We start from the raw sequence: 23928 nt of genomic DNA on the forward strand, positions 1-23928 counted from the left end.
ATCGCTAGGTTCCGCTGGTGCAAATGCGTCTGGGGCCTGCCCAACTCCTGGTTGCCGCCCTGCTACTCGTGCCCGGTATAACCGGGACATCGTGTTCGAGCATCACCAACCGAGTCGGGGACTTCCCACACACTTGGGTAGGGGCGGACACCACGAGCGCGGTCATGATGCAAATTACCCGGCAGGCAGGCACCCTCTCGGGAACGCTGGACCAGACCAGCCTGGACAGCGCCGACCCGACCACGACGAAGTCGACCCACGCGGCCTTCACGGGCACGATGGACGGCGAGGCAATCACTCTCAGCTTCCCCCAGGGGCTCGGATTCGTCACCAACCTTTCCGGCACGGTGTCCGCCTCGGAGATGACGCTCCAGGTGCCGCAAGACGACGGCTCGACCGCCCCACTTACGCTAGAAACGGCGTCCACCGACACCTACAACCGCAAGGTTGCTACGGTGCAAGCGAAGGCTGATGCCAACCTGGCAGATCGACAGGCTGCTGCGGCGAGTGCAGCCGCAGCAGCTTCTCTGCAAGAAAGCCGGCAGCAGATCGCAAAGGCAGCCGAAGCTGTGGCACAGGACGCCGCGGCCGTACGGGATGGGCTTGCCAGGCCGCCCTCCTTCTCAGATTTCGAAAGGGACTTGACCGCCGCAAAGCAGAACTTGGCGAGCGCGAAGACCAACGCCGCGAAGGCTGACAGAGAGCAGGACGAGTGGTCGGCGTGCAGCGACGCCTACAGTGCCGAGAGCGATGCCTACAGCGTCGAAAGCGACTCCTACAGCATCGACAGCGACATGAACAGCCTGACCAGCGACATCCAAGCGCTTAAGGACGCTGCTACCCAACTCGGCCGTGACCTATCCGCATTTCAGCAGGCCGCAGCTGCGCTGCCCGGGTACACACCGCCTAACGCACCAGATGCAGACCAGGTCAAGGATCTCCTCAATCAGGTATCGGTAAAGACTGGGGCTTGGAAAAAGAAGGGGACCAGCTATCAAGACGAGGTCGCCAAGCTCCTGACGGAGGCTAGGGCCGTCGCTGCTCAAGCCCAAAAGGACCACTGTTAATCAGTCGGCATCCGCTGCCGCGCCTCAGCTGTTGAGGTCCGCGAGCACCCGGCGGTTCCACTCATCGCCACCGGCTGCCAGGAGACGCCCGGTGAGAAGTACGCCGCGCGCCGCTGCGGCGACTCGACCGCCTGCCGGTCGCCGAGGACGACTCGCGTGTCATACGGACGCACGGCCGCCATCAGATCACCGAACGTACCGGCGGTGCCTGCGCGAACCACTGCTCGTCGACCACGGCCACGTCCGAGTCGGCGGCGGTGGAGGGCTGCGGACTGTAACTTCGGTGGCCGCGGAGGAGAAGACATGCGCCGGTCACAGGGACTCACAGCGCGAGTTGCTAGATGTGAGTAAGCGGTCGGTCTCGGGGTCTGTCTGTCGTCGGCGATCGCCGCCGGTAGACCTGGACCGGCGGTGAGGCGCCTGCCTCGCCTCAGCCGCGCGGTCCGGACCGTCGCCTCGGTGCGGGCCGGACGGCGGGCGGGGACCGTCGTCCCGGGGTTGCGCGGGTGTGGGCGGGTTCGGCGGCGTGTGGGGCCACCGGGCCACCGCATGCGCCGCCTGATCCGTCCGCTAATCAGGCGGCACTACCCTCCTGATCGGACACGGCGTGGGTGGAAAACTCGTCGTCGTGGTCGGTGTCGCTGTAGGGCAGGTCGATAAGGCGGTGACGGCCGCTGCTGTCGGCCCGTTGCCAGACCTCGTCAGAGGGGCTGGCAACGAGTGCGGCACGCAGTTCGGCGGTGGTGGTGGCGATGACCGTCTTCAGGTTGATGCCGGCGACGCGGTGGTGCAGGTTCGCCTCGCGGCGGGCCGAGGGGAGATGGAACAGCACCGGCCACGCCCAGTTGCTGAGGCAGACCAGCCGTTCGTACTTGCCGATCTTCTCGGTGAGGATGTCGAGGCGTTCGCGGCCGGTGTCGTACTCGAGAAAGAACGGCACGGACCGTCCGTGCTCGGTCCACACCCCGGCGCCGTCGGGGCGGGGCAGTCCGCTCGGTCCGTGGACCATCATCTGCGGGTCGCCGCCTCGGCGGTAGAACACGCCGGGCTCGTGAAAGGCGGACGCGGGCTGCCACCGATCCAGGGCCGTGTCGGGGTGGGTGCGGGCGTGGGCGGCGAGGTCGATGAAGAACTGGTTGCCCCCGAGCAGGTGCGGCAGGTCCGGCCGGGCGGTCAGGGACTGCTTTCGGCGGCGGGCCTGGTCTCGGCGTGGTCGTCCGAGTCCGCGTTGGGCGTGGACGTGGTCGTAGCCGAGCTGGTCCAGGACGTAGTGGTACGGGTAGGAGCCGCCGTAGGCCCGGTTGGGTCGGAACCGGTCTGTCGCGCGCAGGACGGTGAGGCGGCGTAGCCGGCGTTGGGCGAAATCCAGGGACGGGAACAGGGCGGCGCCGATCTGATCGGTGGTGAGGACTCCGTGGTCGTAGAGCCAGCCGAGGAGGCGGTCGTCGCGGGCGGTGATGCTGGCCTGTAGGCGCAGCAGCGGGTCCGGAGCCGGTAGCGGTTTACGCATGGGCTGCCCCTGGGGGGACACCCCACACAGGAGGGTGTGTCTGGAGCCGGGCCGCACGCCTGAAAGGGGGCCTGACCTGGGCTATAGGCGGGATCGGCGGGTCGGTTCGGGGGTCAGGATCAAGGCTGACGGTGCAACGGCGACCGACACCGACGTCGACACGGCCGGCCACACCGGTTCCGCCTTGACAGTGCTTTGACAGCGAGTACGCCGCAGGTCGGTGACGACTCTGGTGGCGCGGCTGAGGGTAGCTGAGCTGGGTCAGCATGCTTGTTGCTCCTTCGAGGATCCGAACAGGGGGATGGAGAGCAAGGCGTGCACCGGTCGCCCTGCCGTGACGGGCGGGCCGGTGTTCGCTCTGCCAGGTCGGGTCAGGTTTTGTCACGAGACGGGCTTCCTGACAGACCCGTGTGCTGGTCTCAGGGCGACGGCTATGGCTGACAGAGGTCGCAGATGGTGGTTCTGTCACGCGGCCTCCCGGTGTGACAGGTCCGGCGGGGCTGCGGTGCTCTCGCCGCGCAGGACGCGCACGAGTGCTGAGGCGGTGGCGTTGGACAGTTGGTGCCCGTCCGCGCGCAGCTGTCCGGCGAGGGCCTTGCGGGACAGGGGCGTTCCGTGGGCGTCGAGGGTGCGGGCGGCGCTCCGGGCGGCCGGGACCAGCGCGGTGATCCCCGGGCCTGGGTCCCGGACCGGCGTGTCCTCGGCCCGTCGGTCCGGGACCGCCGGGTCCTGGTCCGCCGGGGCGGGGACCGCGGCGGTGCAGTCCCGGACCGTTTCAGTGCTCGCGGGGACCGGCAGTGGCGGTGCGGGGACCGGCTCGCGGGTGTCCGGGACCGCGGCGTCCGCGACCAGCGGCGGTCCTGGGGCGACCCGCGTGGGTCGGGCGATGCGCTCGGGTGGGGCAGGGTCGGCGCGGCCGAGGGCGATCTTCACCATCGTCAGGAAGCCGAGCGCCGGCAGCGCGGCGGCGATCCAGCCGATCGCCGACGCTTCCGCCTCCACCACCTGGGCGGCGAGGGACAGGAACACCGCCACTGTCAGGACGGTCGCCGGGAAGGCGACGCGCTTGCCCAGGCGGCGGTTGCGGCGCAGTTCCAGACCGGCGGCGATCGACGTCAACTCCAGCACGACCGCGTCGGCCCAGGCGAGCCAGCCCGGCTGGCCGTGTGCCGCCGCGACGTCATGCACGTGCCGGAAGGAGGCCGCGCCGGCCGCGCCGCCGATCAACAACATGATCAGCACCTGGATGCGGTTCTCCAGCCGCTCCCGCCCCGACCGCTGATCAGCGGGGACGTCGTGGGATCGCTGTTCAGTCGTCGCCAACGGCCCACCTCCGATGGTGAGGTAGCACGTGCGCAATCTTGACTATCGTCGTCGTACAGGGGTCAACCGACCTGGCAGTCGGCTTCGTTAGATTGATGCTGATTGATTTCAAGTTCGTGCTCCAGTTGAACGATGTCAAGGTGCGGGCGATGGGGATGCAGTCCAGCCGGCCCGGATCAGGGATTGGGCAGACGCGACCCTGCCGGCTGACGCCAGTCCGGACGGAACCCCTCCTGTCATGCGCAGGGGCAGGCACCAGGGCAGCAGGCGTCGCCACAACCGGCACAGCAGGCTGCGGTCAACAGGCGGACACGGGGGCAGACGGCCAAGCCGCGCCACAAGAGGTCAGGACTCTCGCCACCGGCAGCGCTCGACAAGCGCCATGGTGGTGCGGCGGCTCAACTCGCCGACGAACGATCCTTCATGTGGGGCCCCCTTCTCTCGACGGTCGCAGCACCGTCGGCGTAAACAAGAGCAGGCAACCCGACTCTGGAGGGTGCCCGCCCGCCTCTTTCTGGCCGACCGCGCCAGCCGGCAGTGCGGAGACGTGTATCCAGTACGCCTCGGGAACACCGTCGAGTCAACCTCAAATTTCACGCGGATCGGCCACGGAGCCTTGACGTCAGTCCGGTGCAGTGCTGGTCAGTCCCTTCCTGTTGCTCGCAGTCCGCGTGGGTCGCCCCCAGTCACGGGCGAAAAACCTCCAGATCTGACCACCCTGACAGGACGGGGATCTCATCGAATGGACGAGTCGGGGACTAGTGCAGCTGCCGCCATCGCAGGCGCGGGCGGTGGTCCCAGTCCTTGCTCAGCCACAGCCGCCGTCGTTGTTCGGATCGCTACACGGCGGCACAACGGCCAAATGGTCCACTGCCACCGAGCTAGGCGGTCTCATACGCCGTGCGCCGCCGCTCGTTCTCTCGGTTGACCCACCGGGCCCGCCAGCCCACCGCCGTCCCGTCCGTCGCCACCGGGTCGCCTCTCATCGCGAAGGGGTTCCGCGTCCACCCGGTACAACAGTGCCCGGCGACGCAGGACACGTCGTAGCCGTCGACCGGTTTGGCTGGTTCCGTGGATACCGTCGAGTACCCGTACCGGTTGGCGGGTGGGGCCGAACCGCCGATATCCACGGCTGTCTCCGACCGCCTCGCGGCGATACGGTGCACGCACCGCCCCGGGCCGCGCCCCGCCGACAGGCCGCGACGCCGCCTCACGCGTCCCCATCCGCACCACCGGATCGATCTCACGTCCGACGCCGGCGTAGTCGCCGGGAGAGAGGATCGAAGAGGATGCTCCCAACACCCACCACCTCCCGGCGAACGGCGAGGGCCACCCTCGCAGCCGCCATCGCCCTGGTCAGCCTCGGCATTGTCGGCGCACCCGCCCACGCCGAAGGAAAATCCAAGGTCACCGTGATGACCCGGAACCTCTATCTGGGCGGCGATCTGACGCCATCCATCGGCGCGCCGACACCGGGGGCGTTCCTGGCCGCGAACTCCGCGCTGTTGGGCCATGTCGACCTGGTCGACTTTCCCGCCCGGGCGAAGCTGCTCGCCCGGGAGATCACCAAGAACAAGCCGGACCTGGTCGGACTGCAGGAGGTCGCCCTGTGGCGCACCGGCACGTTCGCTGACCCCGCACCAGCCACCGAGATCCGGTACGACTACCTGGCCCTGCTCATGGGCGAGCTGAGCCGCTCCGGTCACGCGTACGACGTCGCGGTCGTACAGGCCGAGGCCGATCTGGAGGCGCCGGCGGGTGCGCCGCACTTCCTCGACGTCCGGCTCACGATGCGCGACGTGATCCTGGTGCGCCACGGCGGCCGGGTGAAGGTGACCGACTCCTCGTCCGGCACCTTCGTCAACAACCTCACCTTCACGCTCGCGGCAACGAACGGGACCGTGACCAGCACCCGCGGTTGGACCGCGGTGGACGTGGTGCACGGGCAACGCGCGTTCCGGTTCGTGAACACCCACCTGGAGGCCTTCCACCCTGGTGTCCGGCTGCTGCAGGCGCGCGAGCTGCTGGCCGGCCCTCTCGCCACGGCACCGGGTGACGTCATCCTCGCCGGGGACCTCAACACAGGCCCCGACCTGCCCGTCGCCGAGAACCGGCTCGCCTACGCCGCGCTGGTGGCCGGCGGGATGCGGGACACGTGGCAGATCCTGCACCCTGACGAACCCGGCTACACCGCGGGTCTGGGCGACGACCTGAACCAACCGGCCGACGCCGTCGAACACCGCATCGACATGGTCCTGTTCCGTGGGGCGGTCGTTCCCGTCTCGAGCCTCATCTTCGGCACCGAGCGGCAGACCCCCGACGGCCGGTGGGCATCGGACCACCTCGGCTACCTGGCCGTGCTGGCGTTGCGGTAGCGCGACCGCTGCTCCGGGCTGGCGCCAACGCGCCAGCCCGGGGGTTGCCACAAGCGCGCCGCGATGACCGCCGCCCCGACGCGTCCGCCCGGCCCGGCTGTCAGTAGGTACCGCCCCGCGCCACCTGCGCGGCCACCCGCTCGTGCAGCGCGGCCAGGGCTGGGCTGACGGCGGCGGTGAGCGGCGTCGGGTCCGCCAGCCGACGCGCCGGCTCCGGTAGCCAGGCGAGGTCCGCGTCGAACCGGCCGCGCGCGGCGCGTACCTCACCGGCCGGGTCGGCGACGGCCAGGCGACGGCCGCCGCGCATGACCGGCACGAGCAGCGGCTCGCGGTCGCCCGGCGGCGGTTCGTCGCGCAGCCCCACCACGTCGCCGTTGACACCGGCAGGATCGCGGAAGACCTGCTTGGGACCGGGCAGCGTGGCCTTGCCGGGCGACAGCTTGAGCACCGGCCGGTCGCCGACGGCCACCAGCTTGTAGGCGCTGTCCAGGGACGGCGCGTCGAACGAGACGCCCATGCGGGTGCCCACGCCGTACGCGTCGATCGGTGCGCCCGCGGCGACGAGCGCCGCGATGACATCCTCGTCGAGGCTGCCACTGGCCACGATCTGGGCCTGAGTCAGCCCGGCGTCGTCCAGGATCGCGCGGGTCTGCACGGCGAGCGCGGCGAGATCTCCGGAGTCGAGCCGCACGCCCACCGGGCCGGTCAGTCCCAGCTCCGCGATCACCTCGACGGCGGCTCGCACTCCGGCGGGCGTGTCGTAGGTGTCGACGAGGAACACCGGGTTCGTCGGGAAGTCGGTCGCGAACGCACGGAACGCGGCGCGCTCGTCCGGGAACGCCTCGACGTACGAGTGGGCCATGGTCCCCGACGGCGGCAGTCCGTAGCGTCGAGCGGCCTCGACGTCGCTGGTCGCGCCGAACCCGGCAATCGCGGACGCCCGGGCCACGGCCGCGCCGGCCTCGATGCCGTGCGTACGGCGGAACGCGAAGTCGATCAGCTGCGCGTCGCCGGCCGCGAGGCGGCATCGGGCGGCCTTGCTGGCGACCGTGGTGTGGAAGGTGATCAGGTTCAGCACGCCGGTCTCCACCAGTTGCGCCTCGGCGATCGGCGCGGTGACCTCCAGCAGCGGTTCGTCGGCGAACACCACGCGGCCCTCCGGCACGGCCCAGACATCACCGGTGAACCGCAGCCCCGCGAGCGCTGCCAGCGTCGCTTCGTCGAGCCCGACGGTGTCGCGCAGGTAGCCGAGTTCGCCCTCGTCGAACGCGAACCCTTCCAGGAACGCCAGCGCCTCGGACAGCCCGGCGGCCACCAGGAAGCCACGCTGCGGCGGTAGGCGGCGGACGAACAGGCTGAACGTCGCGCGCTCCACCATGTCCCGGCGCAGGTAGCTGGCCGCCATCCGCAGCTCGTACAGGTCGGTACGCAGCCCGGTCACGGTTCCTCCATCGGCACTGGGCGCAGTTGGGCGCGGCTACCCTTTCCGGTCGCCGGTACACCTGACGGCGGTGAACACGCCGGCCGGCCGCCTCACCGGGGTCCGCTCACTCCTGGCCGATCAGACTGTCGAGGTCGCCGCGCCGCTACGGGGAGCTTGGTGCCTCCATCACCATGCCGCCGTCCGCCACTCGGCGCACCGCGTCGAGACCCTCCGCGTTGACGACTCGCGCTACCCGTTCGCCATGGTCGCCGGCTCCTGCGGGGTGTGCGGCCCGCCGGCCGGCCGCTCGTCGCCGTGGCCCGGCCACCACGCCTTGTGCCCGATCAGCGCGGTCAGCGCCGGAACGAAGAACATCGACATGACGAACGCCGACAGCACGATGCCGATCGCCACCGCGAAGCCCATCTGCTGCAGGAACGAGATCGGCGCGAGCAGCAGCACCGCGAACGTCCCGGCCAGGATCAATCCTGCTGCCGCGACCGTCGGGCCGGCGTGTTCCACGCCGATGGCGGCAGCCTTGCGTGGTTCGTTGCCTTCCCGCGCTTCCTCCCGTAGTCGGGCGATCATCAGGATGTTGTAGTCGGTCCCGATCGCCACCACGAAGAGGTAGAGGATGATCGGCAGTTGGAAGGTGACGCCGGGCTCGCCCTGCAGCCCCTGGAAGAGGTAGACCGTGGCGCCCAGCGTGGCGGCGAAGTTGAGCAGCACCGCGATCACGAGGTAGATCGGCGCGACCAGGCTGCGCAGCAGCAGCGCGAGGATGAGCGCGATCAGGCCGGCCGCGACCGGCAGGATCACCGAGAGGTCGCGGTTGTTCGCCGAGTTGATGTCCGCGAAGATCGCGGTGGTTCCGCCGACCAGCGCCCGGGTGCCGGGCGGGGCCGCCGCGTGCACGGCATCGCGCAGGTCCTCGCGGACGAGGGTGATCGCCTCGTTGGAGACGGGGTTCTCGTTGAGCAGCAGGTTGACCCGGGCCACACTCGGGTCGGTGCTGCGCTCCGGGGGCTGCGCCTGGCCGACACCCGGGGCTTGCGCTACGGCCGCCGCGAAGTCGTTGACCTGTTGCTCGGTCAGCGACGACCCGTTACTGGCGGTCAGGTAGACCTCGGTGGGGGCGAGCGCACCGGCGGCGAACCCGCGCTGCAGGTCCTGCGCGGCCTTCGCCGACTCGGTGTCCTGCGGGAAGCCGGCGCTGAAGTCGTAGTCGGCCTTGTAGCCGAGCACGCCTGCGGCGAGCGCGACCAGGAGGACGCCGGATGCCGCCGCGACGAGTGCCGGCCTGCGCCCGACGACCGTGCCGAGCCGGTGCGAGATGGTGGCCTTGGGCGCACGCTGCCACGCCTTCGACGGCCAGAAGACGTACCGGCCGAGCAGGGAGACGACTGCCGGGACGAGGGTGAGCGAGGTGACCAGCATGACGCCGACCGCGATCGCGAGCGCCGGGCCGAGCGAGCCGAAGAAGCCCAGGGAGGCGAGGAGCAGCACGAGGAACGCGACGATGACCGCTCCGGCGGCCGACGTGATGACCTCGCCGACCCGCTGGACGGTGACGATCATCGCGGTGCGCTTGTCGTCGCCGGCGCGCAGCCGCTCCCGGTAGCGGAAGAGCAGGAACAGGATGTAGTCGGTGCCGATGCCGAACAGCACGATCAGCAGGATCGTCTGCAGATCTTGACTGACACTGAGATCGAATGCCTTACCGGCGGCGGCGACGAGACCCGTCGTGATGCTCAGGACGACGCCGACGACCACCACGGGCAGCAGCGCGGCGATGGGGCTGCGGAAGATGATCAGGATCAGGCCGATGATCAGGATGATCGTCGCGATGCCGACCACGGCGAAGGCGTTGTTGAAGGTGTCCTCGTTGTCGACGAAGCTCGCCACGTCGCCGGCCACGCCCGCGGTCAACCCACTGTTCGCCAGCTCCGGGCCGATGTCCGCCCGCATATCGCGTACGGCGTCGAGCAGCGCCGGGTCGTCGGGGGTGGGGGCGTCGAGCCCGACGTTGATGATCTGCACGGACTTGTCCGGCGCGACCGCGGGCGGACCGGTCAGGTAGCCGGACGTGTGCGGGATGTTCCTGGCCTTGAGCGCCTGGGCGAGCTGGCCCACCTTCGCCTCGTCCGCCGGTGTGAGTTTCTGCCCGTCGGCGCGCTTGACCACGATGATCGCCGTCGCGGTGGCCTGCTGCGGGAACGCCTTCTGCCCGAGCTCGGTGGCCTGCACAGACTCGTACGAGCGGGGCAGGAAGCTTTCCTGGTCGGCGGAGGTGATGTCGCTCAGCGACGGTGTGGTGGCGATGATGGCGGCTGCCGCGACCACCCACCCGGCAATCACCCACCAGGCTCTGCCCACAACGAATCTGCCCAGCCGCTCGAACATGGTTTCCCCCGTGTGTTCGGCACCACCGACGTCTGGGGCCTGGAGCGCCCAGGGCACCCGCCCGTCACTCTGCCGGCAGTCTTCGCTACCCGCTGTGCAGACTACCGTCGCCCGGTACTCCTTTTCGGATGCTTGGGCTCCGGGGGCTGGGCGAGTTTCAACTGTTCAGGTAGGCGAGCACCGCCAGCACCCGCCGGTTGTCGTCATCGGACGGCGGCATGCCCAGCTTGCTGAAGATGTTGTTGATGTGCTTGCTGACGGCCTTCTCGGTGACGAACAGCCGCCCGGCGATCGCCGCGTTCGACCGTCCCTCGGCCATCAGTCCCAGCACCTCCCGCTCCCGGGCGGTCAGGTCCTGCAGCGGCTGAACGCCGCTGTTCCGGGCCAGGAGCTGGGACACCACCTCGGGGTCCATCACCATGCCGCCGTCGGCGACCCGGCGGAGCGCGTCGATGAACTGGCCGACGTTGGACACCCGGTCCTTGAGCAGGTAGCCGACTCCGCCGCTCCGGTCGGCGAGGAGTTCCCGGGCGTACAGCTGCTCGACGTGTTGGGACAGCACGAGGACCGGCAGCCCGGGCATCTCCACACGGGCCGCGAGGGCGGCCTGCAGGCCCTCGTCGGTGAAGGTGGGCGGGAGGCGTACGTCGACGACGGCGATGTCGGGGCGGTGGCGGGTGAGTGCCGGCAGGACGGACGGCCCGTCGGCGACCGCCTCGACCACCTGGTGTCCGTACGCGTCGAGGATGTGCGTCAGCCCGTCCCGGAGGAGGGCGAGGTCCTCGGCGATGACAACTCGCACGGCAGCTCCATGGTCACGACGGTGGGTCCGCCGGGCGGACTCTGCACGGTCATCGTGCCATCGAAGGCTGCCAGTCGGCGTCGCACACCCGCCAGGCCGGTCCCCGCGTCCGGCGACGCACCGCCCCGGCCGTCGTCGCCGACCACCAGACTCAGCACGCCATCGCGGTGCACGACGTGAATCCAGGCACGCCGAGCGCCGCTGTGTTTGGCGATGTTGGTCAGTGCCTCGGCCACCGCGAAGTACGCCGCGGATTCGACCGCCGCGGGTGGGCTGCCGGGCAGCTGCACGTCGACGTCCACGGGCAGCGGTGCGGTCAGGGCGAGGGCTTCCACCGCTCCGGGGAGGCCGCGTTCGGCGAGCACCGGCGGGTAGATGCCGCGCACGAGGTTACGCAGGTCGGCGAGGGCGTGACCGCTGGTCTCCTGCGCCTCGCTGAGCAGTCGCGCCGCCCGTGCCGGGTCGTCGGCCATGAGCTTCTCGGCCAGGCCGATGCTCATCCGCAGCGCGACCAGCCGGGCCTGCGCCCCGTCGTGCAGGTCGCGTTCGATGCGGCGCAGCTCGGCGGCCTGGGTGTCGATGGTGTCGGCGCGGGTGGCGGCGAGGTGCCGGACCCGCAGGGCCAACTCCTGCGCCCGGGTGGGGGCGAGGAAGAAGCCGGCGAAGCGGAAGTGCAGCCACACCAGCCAGTGCGCGACGGCCAGCCCGCCAGCGATGAGCAGCCAACCCTGCGGCGCGGACAGCCACGCCTTCGCGAAATTGTCCATCGGCCAGAACACGCCGTAGCCGTACCAGTCGATGGTCAGGTAGAGCACCAGCGGCACGAACAGGGCGCCCTCCAGCCCGTACGCGGGCAGCGCGAACGCGAGCAGGCAGACGCCGCCGGTGATGGTGCCGGGGATCAGCCAGGCGAAGTCACGCCAGGTCGCCGGGTCCGAGACCACCCACCGGAACCGCTGCCAGGTGCCGAGCCGGGCGCCGGCGGGCACCGGCGCGTACGGCGACGCGATCGGCGTGCCGGCCCACCGGCTCAGCCGGCGTTGCGCCGTCAGCGACAGCCGTACGAGCACGGTGACCGCGGGAAAGAGCGCGAACCCGATGCCGAGTGCGGGGATGAGCGCGAGGGAGACCACCGACAGTGCGAACAGCGCCACGTTGGTGCTCAGGCTGAGCAGGGCCACGGCCAGGCCCTGCACGGCGGCGAGGGCGCCGGGCCGGAGCTGCTGCCAGATGGTCGAGCGTACGGAGCTGTCCACGGCGTCATTCTCCGCCCGATGCGCCACCGGAATCGGTGGTGCTACCACCACCTGCCTTCGGGACCTGCCACCCCTGCCTTCCACCTGCGACGGCCGAAGGATCGTAGGCATGACCAGGCAAAAGGAAACCGCGCGGCACCGACTGGCCGCAATGCCGTCCGGCCGACGCAGCAAGTACATGATGCTCGTCTTCTGGCTCGTCCTCGTCGCGGCGGCCGGGCCGCTGGCGATCAAGCTGACCGAGGTGCAGGACAACGACAGCCTCGGCGCGCTGCCCGCCACCGCCGAGGTGAGCCGGGCGACGCAGCGGGCGGAGGAGGCGTTCCCGGACTCGCAGAAGCCCCTCGCTGTCGCCGTCTACGCCCGCGAGGGTGGGCTCACCGACGCCGACCGCGCCAAGGTGGACGGCGACCGGGCGGCGTTCACCCCGCACGCCGATGGCGGTCAGGTGTCCCCGCCGGTGCCCAGCGACGACGGGCAGGCGCTGCTGCTCTCCTTTCCCGTCGCCGGGGACGCCGACCAGCGCGCCGACGCCGTGGCCGCCATCAAGGACCGCCTGACCGCGGACGTACCGGATGGGTTGCGGACCGCGCTCACCGGTCCCGCTGGCGGGGAGGACGACGTCTTCGACGCGTTCGCCGGCATGGACACCGCGCTGCTGCTGGCGACCGCGGCCACCGTCGCGTTGCTGCTGCTCATCACGTACCGCAGCCCAATCCTGTGGTTGATCCCGCTCATCACCGTGGCGCTGGCCAACCAGCTCGCCAGCGCGGTGGTGTACCTGCTGGCCCGACACGCCGGGCTGGCCGTGGACTTCCAGAGCCAGAGCATCCTGACGGTGCTGGTCTTCGGTGTCGGTGTGGACTACGCCCTGCTGCTCATCGCCCGCTACCGGGAGGAGCTGCGCCGGCACGCCGACCGGCACACGGCGATGGCCGTCGCGCTGCGCCGGTCGATCGGCGCGATCGCGGCGTCGGCGGCGACCGTCGCGCTCGGTCTGCTGTGCCTGCTCGCCGCGCAGTTGCCGTCCACCCGGGGGCTCGGGCCGGTCGGCGCGGTCGGGATCGTCGCGGCGCTGCTGGCCATGACCACGCTGCTGCCGGCCGTGCTGGTCATCTTCGGGCGGTGGCTGTTCTGGCCGTTCGTGCCCCGGTACTCGCCTGACGCGGTTGGGCTCGACGTGGCGGCCGAGCACGGGCTGTGGCGCCGCATCGCCGGGTTCGTCGGCCGGCGACCCCGCGCGGTGTGGCTGGGTACGACGGCGGTGCTGGTCGCGCTGAGCTTCGGCATGGTGAACCTCAGCATCGGCATGCCGCACGACGAGTCGTTCACCAAGGAGGTCGGCTCCGTCACCGGCCAGCGGATGATCGAGGCGCACTACCCCAGGGGGTCGGTGGCGCCCGCCGAGATCCTGGCCGCCGCCGGCCCGGCCGAGCAGGTCGTGGCCGCCGCCCGTACCGTGCCGGGGGTCGCCGAGGTGGGCGAGCCCGAAGGCTCGCCGGACGGCCGTTGGGTACGCATCGCCGCGGTCCTGGCCGACACGCCGGACAGCGACGCGGCGCTGGACACGGTCGAGCGGCTCCGCGCGGCGGTGCATGCCGTGCCGGGTGCGCAGGCGCTGGTCGGCGGGGACACCGCGTACCTGATCGACGAGGAGCGGACCGTCAGCCGGGACAACCGGGTCGTGGTGCCGCTGGTGCTGGCGGTCGTCTTCGTCATCCTGGTGCTGCTGTTGCGCGCGCTGGTCGCGCCGCTGCTGTTGCTCGCGAGCGTGGTCCTGTCCTACGTCGCCGCGATGGGCGCGGCCGGGTTGATCCTCGACGCGATGGGCTATCCGAACCTGTTCGTCGGGATTCCGCTGCAGACGTTCCTGTTCCTCGTCGCCCTCGGCGTGGACTACACGATCTTCCTCAGCACACGGGCGCGGGAGGAGGCGGCGCTGCTCGGGCACCGCAACGGCGTGCTGCACGCACTGACGGTCACCGGCGGGGTGATCACCAGCGCGGGCGTGGTGCTGGCCGCCACGTTCGGCGCGCTCAGCGTGCTGCCGCTGGTGCCGTCCGTGCAGACGGCGGTCATCATCGGCGTCGGGGTGCTGCTCGACACGTTCCTGATCCGCAGCCTGCTCGTCCCGGCGCTGGCGCTGCACATCGGCCCCCGCACCTGGTGGCCGAGCGCCCTGGCGCGGCCAAGGATCCGGCCGGTCGCGGCGCCGCCGACCGAGCGGGCACCGGCGGCGTCGTAGGAATCCCGCAGGAGTCGGCAGCCCGGCCAGATCGCGCGCTGGGCCTGGCTGCCGACCTGCTCCGCCCGCCGGCGCGGATCCGGCCCTGGGCTCATGACTAGCCACTCCGCCGCCGGGTACGCGCAAGCGTGGTGGCGGCCGGGCAGCGCCGATCCCCTGGGAGGAGACATCCGGATGGCGAAGTTCCTGTTGAGGTCGACCTACACCGTCGACGGGGTCAAGGGGTTGGCCAACGACGGCGGCACGAAGCGCGCCGAGGTTGTCCGCAAGTCGATCGAGGCGGCCGGCGGGCAGATGGAGTCGCTGTACTTCGGGTTCGGTGATCACGACACCTACGTGTTGTGCGACCTCCCCGACAATGCCGCGGCGGCCGGGCTGGCCATCGCGATCCGGGCGTCGGGCGGCGTGGACACGAAGATCACGCCGGTGCTGACCCCGAGCGAGGTCGACGAGGCGACCCAGCGGAAGGCCGAGTACCAGCCTCCGGGGAGGTGAGCGCCCGCCGATCCAGCGCACCTGCCGGGTGACAGCGCGGCTGGGTGCACCCGGGCGGAACGACTTGGCGCCGTCCCGTGGCGGCCGCTACGAACGCGGGGGCACGTCATACCCCACCGTTAGCGTGGCGTCATCCCTGCCCGGAGTCGCTTGGAGGAGCCCTCGATGATCGACCACCTGTCGGTGCAGGTCCGCGACGTGGCGGCGAGCGCCGACTTCTACGACGCCGTGCTCGCCCGCTCGGCGGCCGCCGTCTGCTGGAGTTCCCGAACGTCATCGGCTACGGCCGCGAGCGTCCCGACTTCTGGCTGGGCCCGACCGAAACCCCCGGCGAGGCCCGCGAGCTGCACTTGGCCTTCACCGCCGACGACCGCGCCAGTGTCCAGGCGTTCCACGACGCCGCTGTGAAAGCCGGCGCGGAGGTGCTGCACCCGCCCCGGGTCTGGCCGGAGTACCACCCGACCTACTTCGCCGCGTTCGTCCGCGATCCGGACGGCAACAACGTCGAAGCCGTCTGCCACGCCCCCGAGTGATTGGATCCACCGGCATGGAACAGCGAATCAGCCTGGTCACCCTCGGCGTCGCGGACGTAGCGCGGTCCAAGGCGTTCTACGAGCAGCTCGGCTGGCGCGGCCAGGAGGTCGAGGAAACGGTGTTCTTCCAGGCCGGCGGCCTGGCGGTGGTGCTGTGGGGGCGGGACAAGCTGGCCGAGGACGGGGGCGTCGACGATTCGGACACCGACGGGTTCGGCGGGGTGACCCTGGCGCAGAACGTCCGCTCGCGGGCGGAGGTCGACGAGGTGATCGCCGCAGCGGTGGCCGCCGGGGCCGAGGTGACCAAACCGGCCCGGGAGACGTTCTACGGCGGCTACGCCGGCTACTTCATCGACCCGGACGGTCACGTCTGGGAAATTGCCTGGAACCCCGGCTTCCCGCTTGGCCCCGACGGCTCCATCACCGTCCCCGACTTCGGCACCACGGGCTGACGCTGCTCAAATCGGCTTGGGAACGGATCACTCGCCGGTTGGTGGGCAGAGCAGCCGGTCCACCAGCGGGAGCTGGAGGGGATCCAGGCAGACCCTCAGCAGGGCGGGATCCGACGAGGCCGGGCTCGTCGTCGGGGCCGGTGCAGTCGGCGAGGCCGATGCGGTCGGCAGGGTCGGGCGGGCCACCGGGGGCGGTTCCGTGGTCGGAGCCGGAGCAGGCGGCGCCGAGCTGGCGGACGGGGCCGGAGCGGTCGACGAGCGCACAGCGGTCGACGGTGCCGAAGACGACGACGGAGCCACCGGCCGCACGGGCACACCCACCGTTGACGCCGACGGCCTGGACGGCGACTCACTTGCGGGTGGCTGCGCCGCACGGCCAACCGACCCGGCCCTCCCCCGTTCCGGCACCACCGGCCCGACGGGAAGGACGGGAAGGACGGCATCGGCGTCCAGCGGCAGATCTACCGTGCCGATGACGCCGGCATCCACCCGCTGCACCGGGCCGCCCGTCTCCGGCCCGAAAGCCCCAGGACCGAGCGTCGCGACCACCATCGCCGTGACGGCGGCCACGGCGATCATCCGGCGATCGGGGCGTACGGCCGTCAGGGGCGCTTCGTCCGGGCCGACGAACGGCAGCGGTGTCGGCCGCGCGCGACGGTGGGCGTCCAGCAGGGCGTCGAGTCGCGCGACGACGGTGGCGCGTTCTCCGGCGAGGGCGGCGACGGCGAGGGTCAGGTAGAAGCGGAAGTTCACCGCGGCGGTGGCCGGCACGAGCAGCCCGGCGAGCGGACCGCGGTCGTCGGCGTGCAGCAGGGTCAGGGGGACGTCGGGATGGTGCGCGGGGCCGGTCAGGTCCGCGTACCTCCACTCCCGACGATGGTCGCGCCCGGCGAAGGCGATTCGGTGGTTGGTCACGACGGCCAGGCCGGCGTCGACGACCCTCAGGCCGGTCGGCAGGGTGTTGCCGGGTGTGTCGGCGCAGGTGAGCGGGCCGGGTGTGGGCAGGCCGGTGACGTGCCGCGCCTCGGCCTCGACCAGCTTCGCGAGGGGGACGACCCGGAAGACGAGTTCGTCGTGGGCGAGGTCCACCGGCAGGCCGGTACGCGGCTGGGTGCACCCGAGGAACCCGGCGGCCTCGATCCGCAGCCGGGTCAGGTGGTCGTTGCGTCGCAGCCAGGCGTCGGTCGCGCCGCGGTAGGCGCGTCGCCGCCGTTCGTTCTCGCGCTCGGCCCAGGCGATCCGCCATTGGAGTCCGGGAGCGGTGGGGCGTGAGGTCACGGTCACACGCGGTACAACCGCTCATGTACGTGACAGGGAACGCCGGTGGGATCGATGCTTCCCTTTGTTCCCGAAAGGAGAGATTTGACAGACTAGGGTTTCGGCACCAGCACGAAGTGCACGGTACGGCCGGTCCTGCGCCGCCCGAGGCGGTGCAGCAGCGGCACGAGCACGCCGTGCAGCAGCGGGTACTTGCGGCGCAACGCGCGGGCGGCGCCGTCGTACTCGGTGCCGGTCAGCCGACGGGCGGTGGCCTGCACGGCCGGGCCGGTCGGCACGCCACGCGCGGTCGAGGCCGCCACGGTTACCGTCGAGTTGTTGCCGATCCGCCGGGTCTTCCAGGCCCGTTCGAAGCTGCGCACGTACGCCCGGTCGTCGACCACCGCGATGCTCACCGGCGTCGCGACCGGTCGCCCGTCGCGGCGGTACGTGGTCAGCAGCACCGTCTTCTGCCGGCCGAACGGCGCCAGGGCCGGCACACCGGTCGGCGAGACCGTGCCGAGCACCCAGCCCTGCTCGCGCCACCGGTACACAAACGCCGCTCCGGCCACCACCACGGCACCGGCGATGGCGACGGTCTGCCCGGTGGTGCCGCCGAGATTGCGGTCGGCGACGTGCACCACCGTGTGGGCCGTCCCGCCGACCACGTAGCCGGCGAAGGCCACGGTGAGCGCGTCGGCCCAGATGGTGGCGAGCAGCAGGGTCACCCCGATGCCGAGCTGGAACGCGCCGATGTCGTGCACGAAGTGCCGGTGTGGCGGGAAGCCCGCCCAGTCGCTGAACGAGGCCGGTGAGAGCAGCGCCCACACGCCGACGATCACGGTGGCCAGGCCGAGCAGGGCGGCGGCGGGTCGCACGATGGTTCTCATACGCCCGTGACGAGACGGCGAGCCCGGGCGTGACACGCGGGTGGAGCCGGGCCGACGACCGGCCCGGCCCCACCATTGCCTATGACGGGCGCAGTGACGTGAAGAACTGCCTCATCTCGCTGGCGAGCAGGTCCGGCTCCTCCAGCGGCATGAAGTGCCCGCCCCGGCCCGGCTCGCTCCAGTGCCGGATGTCGGTGCAGGCCCGCTCGGCGATCGAGCGGGGGAAGTTGGCCATTCCGGGTTCGGTGCTCACCGTGAACGCAGCCGGCACGGTGATGTCGGGTCGTGGGGTGTTGTGGTCGAAGTCGACGTACTGCCGGAACGACGAGCCGATCGTTCCGCTGGCCCAGTACAGCGTGATGATCGTGAGCAGGGTGTCCCGATCGAAGCTGTTCGCCAGGTCCCCGTGGTTGTCGCTCCAGTCCCGGTACTTGTCGACGAGCCAGGCGGCAAGCCCGGCCGGGGAGTCGGCGAGCGCCGCCGCGAGGGTGTCCGGTCGGGTGCCCATGATGGCGCTGTACCCGCCGTCGGTCTGGTCGTACGCGGTTTCGGCGTCCAGGTACGCCTGCTCGGCCGCCGACAGCGGTCGGTCGTCGAAGCTGGCCGGGAACGGCGGGTGGATCATGTGGATGCCGGCGACCTGCTCCGGGTACAGGGCACCGAGCCAGCCGGTGACCGCCCCGCCGACGTCCCCGCCGAAGGCTCCGTAACGCTCGTAGCCGAGCACGTCGGTCATCAACTCGTGCATCGTCCGGGCGAGGAGCGCCCGGGTCACCGGCTCGTCCGGTACGTCCGAGAAGCCGAAGCCGGGCAGCGAGGGCACCACCACGTCGAACGCGCCGCCGTGCCCGGTGGGGTCGGTCAGCCGGTCGACCAGCGGCAGCATCTCGACGAAGCTGCTGGGCCAGCCGTGGCTGAGGATCAGCGGCAGCGGCGCGGGCGCGCCGGCCGGGCGGGCGGCGCGGACGTGCAGGAAGTGCAGCTTCCGGCCGCCGACGACGGCCAGGTGGTGCGGGTACGCGTTGAGTTCGGCCTCGCGGGCCCGCCAGTCGAAGCCGTCACGCCAGTAGGACACCAGGTCCCGCAGGTAGTCGGGGTCGACGCCGCCCTGCCACGGCTCGTTGCCGCTTCGGTCGGTGAATCGGGTACGGGCCAGTCGGGCCCGCAGGTCGTCGAGGACCGCATCGGACACGTCGATGCGGAACGGGGAGAAAGACATTGATCCTCCGATAAGGAGGGCGCACTCCCCGACGCGAAAGGTCAGCTGAGGGGGACGGCCGAGAGGAGCGCCCAGGAATGACGATTGGTGGTCACCGGGCTCACCTCCTCTCTTGGCTGACGGACGTCACCCTACCCCTGCCCGTTGCCGCCCGCCCCCGCCGGGGCGACCGCCGAACCGATCGGCTCGGTGAGGAAGTCGATGATGAGCCGGTTGCACAGGTCGGGCTTGTCGGCGAGCAGGCCGTGGGTGGTGCCCGGCACCACGGCGAGCTGCGACTGCGGCAGCCCGTCGCGCAATGCCAGGGTGTGCTCGACACGGACCTCGTCGTCGTCGGCGACCATCACCAACGCCGGGCCGGGGTATCCGGCCAGGTCGGCGACGGTCAGCGTGGGCTCCTCGTGGTGCATCCGGTCCAGCTTGGCCTTGACGATCGGGAAGTGCTGCGGCCCGTCCGGTGACACCTCGCCGTGGTACTGGACGAAGAAGGCGACGGTCTCCTCGTCGAGGTCGACGGCGCCGTCGATCCAGCCGTCGTGGTGGAACACGCCGGCGGCGAGCACCAGCCGGCGGACCAGGTCGGGGCGGCGCAGCGCCACCAGCAGCGCGACCGGAGCACCGTCGCTGTGCCCGGCCAGGTACGCCGGCCCGCGGACCACCTGCTCCAGGAACGCGATGGTGTCCTCGGCCATCTGCTGGTAGCTGATCGGGCCGTCCACGTCGGGGGTACGACCGTGCCCGCGCCGGTCGGGCCGGTAGACGGTGAACCGTTCCGCCAGCCCCGGCACGTTCTGCCCGAACGCCCGGGAGTCGGCGAAGCCGGGGTGCAGCAGCACCAGCGGATCTCCCGCGCCGTCGCGCTCGTAGAACGTGTTGACCTCGCCGAGCCTCACGTAGCCGGACATCGGGCTCCTTCCGAGCGGAGGTACCGCCCGACCCGGGCGTATCGACACCGCAGAGGTATCACGCTCGTCCGACACTGTGGCGCACCGAGCCGGTCAGCCGGCCCGCTTCCGGTGCGTCATCGGGCCTGGCGACGGACCTCGGGCCGGAAACCGCGACGGCGTGCGCGGCGGGTACGCCTCGCAGTGCCCGGCCCACTGCTCGGCGGCCACCGCGAGGGCATCCGCGGAGACGGTGAGGATCAGCGGGTAGATCGCGGTGGGCGGGCGGCGCATCCACGGTGGCAGCGACTCGGCGGAGAACTCGACGGTCAACTCCAGCCGGCGACGGCGGATGACCCGGGTCCGCAGGGTCAGGTTGGGCTCGGTGAAGCGGACAACCGCGGCCGGCGGGTTCGGGCCGACGGCCGCCTCCGCCTGCCCGCGCAGCCAACTGCCCAGGGCGCGGGCCTCCTCGACCATCAGGCTCGGGTAGTGGTGCGACCAGGTCTGACCGTCGGCGGTGCGGGCGTCCACCTCGATGAGCAGCCAGTCGCGCCAACCGGGCACGGCTCGGTCGGGGTCGTCGGGCGGGTCGATGCCGGGCTGGTAGCCGATCGGGCGGATCCGCACCCGGGCACCATCGTCGGACCGGATCTCCACCCGATCATTCTGGCTGACCGAAGCGGACGTTTACCCCCAAATCAGTCACTTCCAGATGGTCCGCCGCACGCCACGGTGCTCGGCGCAGGCGTTCGACCGGCCGCCGGTCAGGCTGACCGAGCCGTCGCGGCACTGCACCAGGTAGCCCCGACCCGACCAGAACTGCGGCGCGCAGTCGAACCAGTCGCAGACCTCGGTGGCGGGCCGGCGGATCCGGGTTCCGCCGCAGAAGTCGTACCCCAGCGGGTTTTGCGGCGCGCCGCAACGCGGGTCCCGGCTTGGGGTGGGCGACGGGCGCGGCGACTTCGTCGACTTCGGTGCGGTGCTGCGCGCGGGCTTCGGGAGGGCCAGCGCCGGGATCGCGCTGGGAGTGGGCGCCGGGGTGGCGGCGACGGCGACCTCCGAACGGCCGGTCGGGTCGGACGGGTCCGATTCCAGCAGCGCCGCCGGCACCAGGAGCGCGACGGCCGCGGCGACCGCGACGGTTCGCCGGCCGCCCGGCACCAGCGCGGAGAGCCGGGCCTGCGCGGGAGTGGCCGCCGCCGGCCGGAACGGCTTGAGCTGGGCGTGCTCGGCGATCAACTCGTCGAGCTGGGCGAGCACCGCGGCCCGCTGCTCGATCGCGTCGGCGAAGGCCAGGGTGAGCGTGAACCGGAAGTCCGCCGCCGCGTCGGCGGGCAGCATCAACCCGGAGGTACCCCGCCGGTCCAGCACCTGGATCAGGGTCACCGGCGCCGCCGGGTCGTGGCCCAGGCCGGTCATCCGGCCGTACGCCCAGTCGCGCCGGCCGCGTCCGCCGAGCAGCACCAGCCGACGGCTGGTGATCACGGCCATGCCGGCGTCGGTGACCCGGACCCCGTCGGGGCGACGCGGGCGCAGCGGCCCGGCCGGCGGGGCGACCGTGAGGTCCGGCGCGGGCAGCACCGTGGTGTGCCGCACCTCGACCAACTGTGCGGCGGGCAGCACCCAGAGCACCACCTCGTCGCCCGCCAGCTCCAGCGGCAGGCCGGCACCGGCCGCCGCGGAGCCCTGGAAGTCGGCGGCCAGGGCACGCAGCCGCCGTAGCTCGTCGTCGCGTCGCCGCCACGCCGCCTCAGCGCCGCGGAACGTGCTGACCCGCCGAACGTTCTGCCGGCGCGCCCACCGGTACCGCCAAGTGGAACCCGTCGAATCAGTCTTTGCCACGCCGACTCCTCCGTCGCGCAGGCCACCAACCGGGGTGTCACTCGTGTTAACAGCAACGACGCGCCGCCCGGACACGCCAGAACGGGGCGAAGTGGCCGATCGGCGGAGCAATCCACACGATAGGGCGATACTGCTGTCGGCGTTCATGCGGTTCGGAGTGTCGCCGCGCGGCGCGGAGAACGACCCGCCGGCGGAGACTCACCTTTTTGGCGTGCCGTACGCGGTGGCCGCTGCCTCGGTAACGTCAGCCGCAGCCGGGTGGCGATGCCGCCGCATCGCCGTACGGAGGGGGTGAGGGTCGTGCCGCAGGACAGCCGGCCCGGAGTGGTGGTCGCGGTCGACATCGGCACCACCAGCACCAAGGTCGTCGCGTACGACACCAGTGGACGACAGCTCGCCGCCCACACCGCCGGCTACCCGCTGGACGACCCGCAACCCGGGTACGCCGAACAGGACCCGCAGCTCATCCTCGACGCGGTGCTGGAGTCGATCCGCGCGGTGGTGGCCGATCTGGCCGCGCCGGTGGCCGGGCTGTCGTTCGGCTCGGCCATGCACAGCCTGATCGGGCTGGACCGGGCCGGTGTCCCGCTGACCCAGTCGTTGACCTGGGCCGACTCGCGATCCACCCGACAGGCCGAGCGCCTGCGGGCGGTGCCCTCCGGCCTGGCCCTGCACCGGCGGACGGGGACGCCGATGCACCCGATGTCGCCGCTGCCCAAGCTGCTCTGGTTCGCCGAGCAGGAACCGAAGCTCTTCGAACAGGTCGTGCACTGGGTCGGCATCAAGGACTGGGTGCTGCTGCGGCTCTGCGGCCTCCTGGTCACCGACCACTCCATCGCCTCGGCCACCGGTTTGATGGACATCCACCGACTGGAGTGGGACAGCGAGGCGCTGACCATCGCCGGCATCACCGACGAAAAGCTCCCCCAACTGGTCTCCACCACCGCCGTACTGCCCGGGCTCACCCCGCAGGCCGCGGCGGCCACCGGGCTGCCGCAGCGCACCCCCGTGGTGGTCGGCGCCGGCGACGGGCCGCTGGCGAACCTGGGCCTGGGCGCGGTGCACCCCGGCATGGTGGCCTGCTCGATCGGCACCAGCGGCGCGATGCGGGTGATGGTCGAACGGCCCGGCGTGGACCCGCTCGGCGGGGTGTTCTGCTACGCGCTGACCGAGGACCGCTGGGCGGTCGGCGGCGCGATCAACAACGGCGGCATCGTCCTCCGCTGGGCCGCCGAAGCGCTCGCCCCGGACCTGGGCGCGCACTCCGAGGCGGCGCTCGTCGCGCTGGCCGCCCGGGCGCCGGTCGGCTCGGGCGGGCTCATCATGCTGCCGTACCTGCACAGCGAGCGGGCACCGCACTGGAGCGCCCTGCCGCGCGGCGCGTACGTGGGGCTGACCCACGGGCACCGCCGCGAGCACCTGGTGCGGGCCGCCCTGGAGGGGGTCTGTCAGCAACTCGCGCTGGTGCTCACCTCCGTGCGCGCGGCCGGCAACGAGGTCCGCGAGGTCCGGGCCGGCGGCGGCTTCGCCCGCAGCGGGCTGTGGCGGCAGATGCTCGCCGACGTGCTCGGCCTGCCGGTGAGTTTTCCGGCCGGGCCCGAGGGGTCGAGCTTCGGCGCGGCCCTGCTCGGCATGCAGGCGTTGGGCCTGATCCCCAGCATCGACGTGGCCTCCGACCTCGTGACGATCGAGGAGACCATCCGCCCCGACCCGGCCGCGGCCGCCACGTACGCATCCCTGCTGCCGCTCTTCGCCGAGCTGTACGAGGCGCTGGTGCCCGCCTTCACCTCGATGCGCCGGCTGGCACCCGGACTGCCCACGGATCCCGTGCCGGCCGCGCCATCGGCGTGACCCCGTCGGCCGGCCCGGCGGCGCGGGGCGATGTCGCTCGAGGCGCTGATACCTCAGAGTCACCCGTGAGGTATCGCGGTCGTCGGGACGCGGCCGCC

General features: G+C 71.5%; 18 protein-coding genes and 1 pseudogene. 7 read left to right on the top strand and 12 right to left on the bottom strand.

Features of this window, described 5'->3' with window-relative positions:
* The first annotated feature begins 164 nt into the window (after positions 1 to 164).
* Positions 165 to 1067 (top strand): hypothetical protein, encoded by a 903-nt coding sequence (locus ACTWLT_RS23255; RefSeq protein ID WP_445320217.1) that lies wholly within the window; start codon positions 165 to 167, stop codon positions 1065 to 1067.
* A gap of 574 nt (positions 1068 to 1641) precedes the next feature.
* Here ACTWLT_RS23255 and ACTWLT_RS23260 read toward each other — a convergent pair.
* On the bottom strand, positions 1642 to 2577 hold the full coding sequence (locus ACTWLT_RS23260; protein WP_445320218.1) for a replication-relaxation family protein: 936 nt from the start codon (positions 2575 to 2577) through the stop codon (positions 1642 to 1644).
* A gap of 465 nt (positions 2578 to 3042) precedes the next feature.
* Entirely contained in the window at positions 3043 to 3900 is an 858-nt protein-coding gene (locus ACTWLT_RS23265) for a DUF2637 domain-containing protein (protein ID WP_445320219.1), read from the bottom strand.
* 1289 nt (positions 3901 to 5189) lie between these two features.
* Here ACTWLT_RS23265 and ACTWLT_RS23270 point away from each other — a divergent pair.
* Positions 5190 to 6275, top strand: a complete 1086-nt coding sequence (locus ACTWLT_RS23270; protein ID WP_445320220.1) for an endonuclease/exonuclease/phosphatase family protein — start codon at positions 5190 to 5192, stop codon at positions 6273 to 6275.
* Positions 6276 to 6375: 100 nt separating this feature from the next.
* On the opposite strand, the gene ACTWLT_RS23275 is transcribed toward ACTWLT_RS23270, so the two are convergent.
* From ACTWLT_RS23275 to ACTWLT_RS23290, 4 genes are all read right to left on the bottom strand, one after another.
* Positions 6376 to 7716 (bottom strand): nicotinate phosphoribosyltransferase, encoded by a 1341-nt coding sequence (locus ACTWLT_RS23275; protein ID WP_445320221.1) that lies wholly within the window; start codon positions 7714 to 7716, stop codon positions 6376 to 6378.
* A gap of 231 nt (positions 7717 to 7947) precedes the next feature.
* Complete coding sequence (locus tag ACTWLT_RS23280) at positions 7948 to 10056, bottom strand: MMPL family transporter (RefSeq protein ID WP_445320222.1); 2109 nt, start codon at positions 10054 to 10056, stop codon at positions 7948 to 7950.
* Between the two features lie 202 nt (positions 10057 to 10258).
* Complete coding sequence (locus tag ACTWLT_RS23285) at positions 10259 to 10903, bottom strand: LuxR C-terminal-related transcriptional regulator (protein WP_252418630.1); 645 nt, start codon at positions 10901 to 10903, stop codon at positions 10259 to 10261.
* Positions 10855 to 12159 carry a sensor histidine kinase gene (locus ACTWLT_RS23290; protein WP_445320223.1) on the bottom strand — a complete coding sequence of 435 codons (1305 nt, stop codon included), beginning with the start codon at positions 12157 to 12159 and terminating at the stop codon, positions 10855 to 10857. Before ACTWLT_RS23290 ends, ACTWLT_RS23285 begins: the two co-directional genes overlap by 49 nt.
* A gap of 109 nt (positions 12160 to 12268) precedes the next feature.
* Here ACTWLT_RS23290 and ACTWLT_RS23295 point away from each other — a divergent pair, with 109 nt between their 5' ends.
* The 4 genes and pseudogenes from ACTWLT_RS23295 (at position 12269) to ACTWLT_RS23310 (ending at position 15884) form a co-directional block, all read left to right on the top strand.
* Positions 12269 to 14404, top strand: coding sequence for an MMPL family transporter (locus tag ACTWLT_RS23295; RefSeq protein WP_445320224.1), 2136 nt, complete (start codon positions 12269 to 12271; stop codon positions 14402 to 14404).
* Positions 14405 to 14578: 174 nt separating this feature from the next.
* Positions 14579 to 14899 (top strand): GYD domain-containing protein, encoded by a 321-nt coding sequence (locus ACTWLT_RS23300; RefSeq protein ID WP_445320225.1) that lies wholly within the window; start codon positions 14579 to 14581, stop codon positions 14897 to 14899.
* A gap of 165 nt (positions 14900 to 15064) precedes the next feature.
* A pseudogene (locus ACTWLT_RS23305) lies at positions 15065 to 15432 on the top strand (VOC family protein).
* A 14-nt stretch (positions 15433 to 15446) separates the two neighbouring features.
* On the top strand, positions 15447 to 15884 hold the full coding sequence (locus ACTWLT_RS23310) for a VOC family protein (RefSeq protein WP_445320226.1): 438 nt from the start codon (positions 15447 to 15449) through the stop codon (positions 15882 to 15884).
* 27 nt (positions 15885 to 15911) lie between these two features.
* On the opposite strand, the gene ACTWLT_RS23315 is transcribed toward ACTWLT_RS23310, so the two are convergent.
* From ACTWLT_RS23315 to ACTWLT_RS23340, 6 genes are all read right to left on the bottom strand, one after another.
* Positions 15912 to 17162: a hypothetical protein gene (locus ACTWLT_RS23315; protein ID WP_445320227.1), complete on the bottom strand. Its 1251-nt coding sequence runs from the start codon at positions 17160 to 17162 to the stop codon at positions 15912 to 15914.
* A 92-nt stretch (positions 17163 to 17254) separates the two neighbouring features.
* Positions 17255 to 18031: a PPOX class F420-dependent oxidoreductase gene (locus ACTWLT_RS23320; protein WP_445320228.1), complete on the bottom strand. Its 777-nt coding sequence runs from the start codon at positions 18029 to 18031 to the stop codon at positions 17255 to 17257.
* A gap of 79 nt (positions 18032 to 18110) precedes the next feature.
* Complete coding sequence (locus tag ACTWLT_RS23325; protein ID WP_445320229.1) at positions 18111 to 19250, bottom strand: epoxide hydrolase family protein; 1140 nt, start codon at positions 19248 to 19250, stop codon at positions 18111 to 18113.
* Between the two features lie 131 nt (positions 19251 to 19381).
* On the bottom strand, positions 19382 to 20155 hold the full coding sequence (locus tag ACTWLT_RS23330) for an alpha/beta fold hydrolase (protein WP_445320230.1): 774 nt from the start codon (positions 20153 to 20155) through the stop codon (positions 19382 to 19384).
* 93 nt (positions 20156 to 20248) lie between these two features.
* Positions 20249 to 20794 (bottom strand): WapI family immunity protein, encoded by a 546-nt coding sequence (locus tag ACTWLT_RS23335; RefSeq protein WP_252418647.1) that lies wholly within the window; start codon positions 20792 to 20794, stop codon positions 20249 to 20251.
* Positions 20795 to 20839: 45 nt separating this feature from the next.
* Entirely contained in the window at positions 20840 to 21979 is a 1140-nt protein-coding gene (locus tag ACTWLT_RS23340; RefSeq protein WP_445320231.1) for a hypothetical protein, read from the bottom strand.
* Between the two features lie 300 nt (positions 21980 to 22279).
* Between ACTWLT_RS23340 and ACTWLT_RS23345 the strand changes: the two genes are divergently transcribed.
* A complete protein-coding gene (locus tag ACTWLT_RS23345) occupies positions 22280 to 23830 on the top strand; it encodes a gluconokinase (RefSeq protein ID WP_252418650.1) in 1551 nt (516 codons plus the stop codon).
* Positions 23831 to 23928: the final 98 nt, after the last annotated feature.

The sequence above is a fragment of the Micromonospora yongxingensis genome (assembly GCF_052601155.1).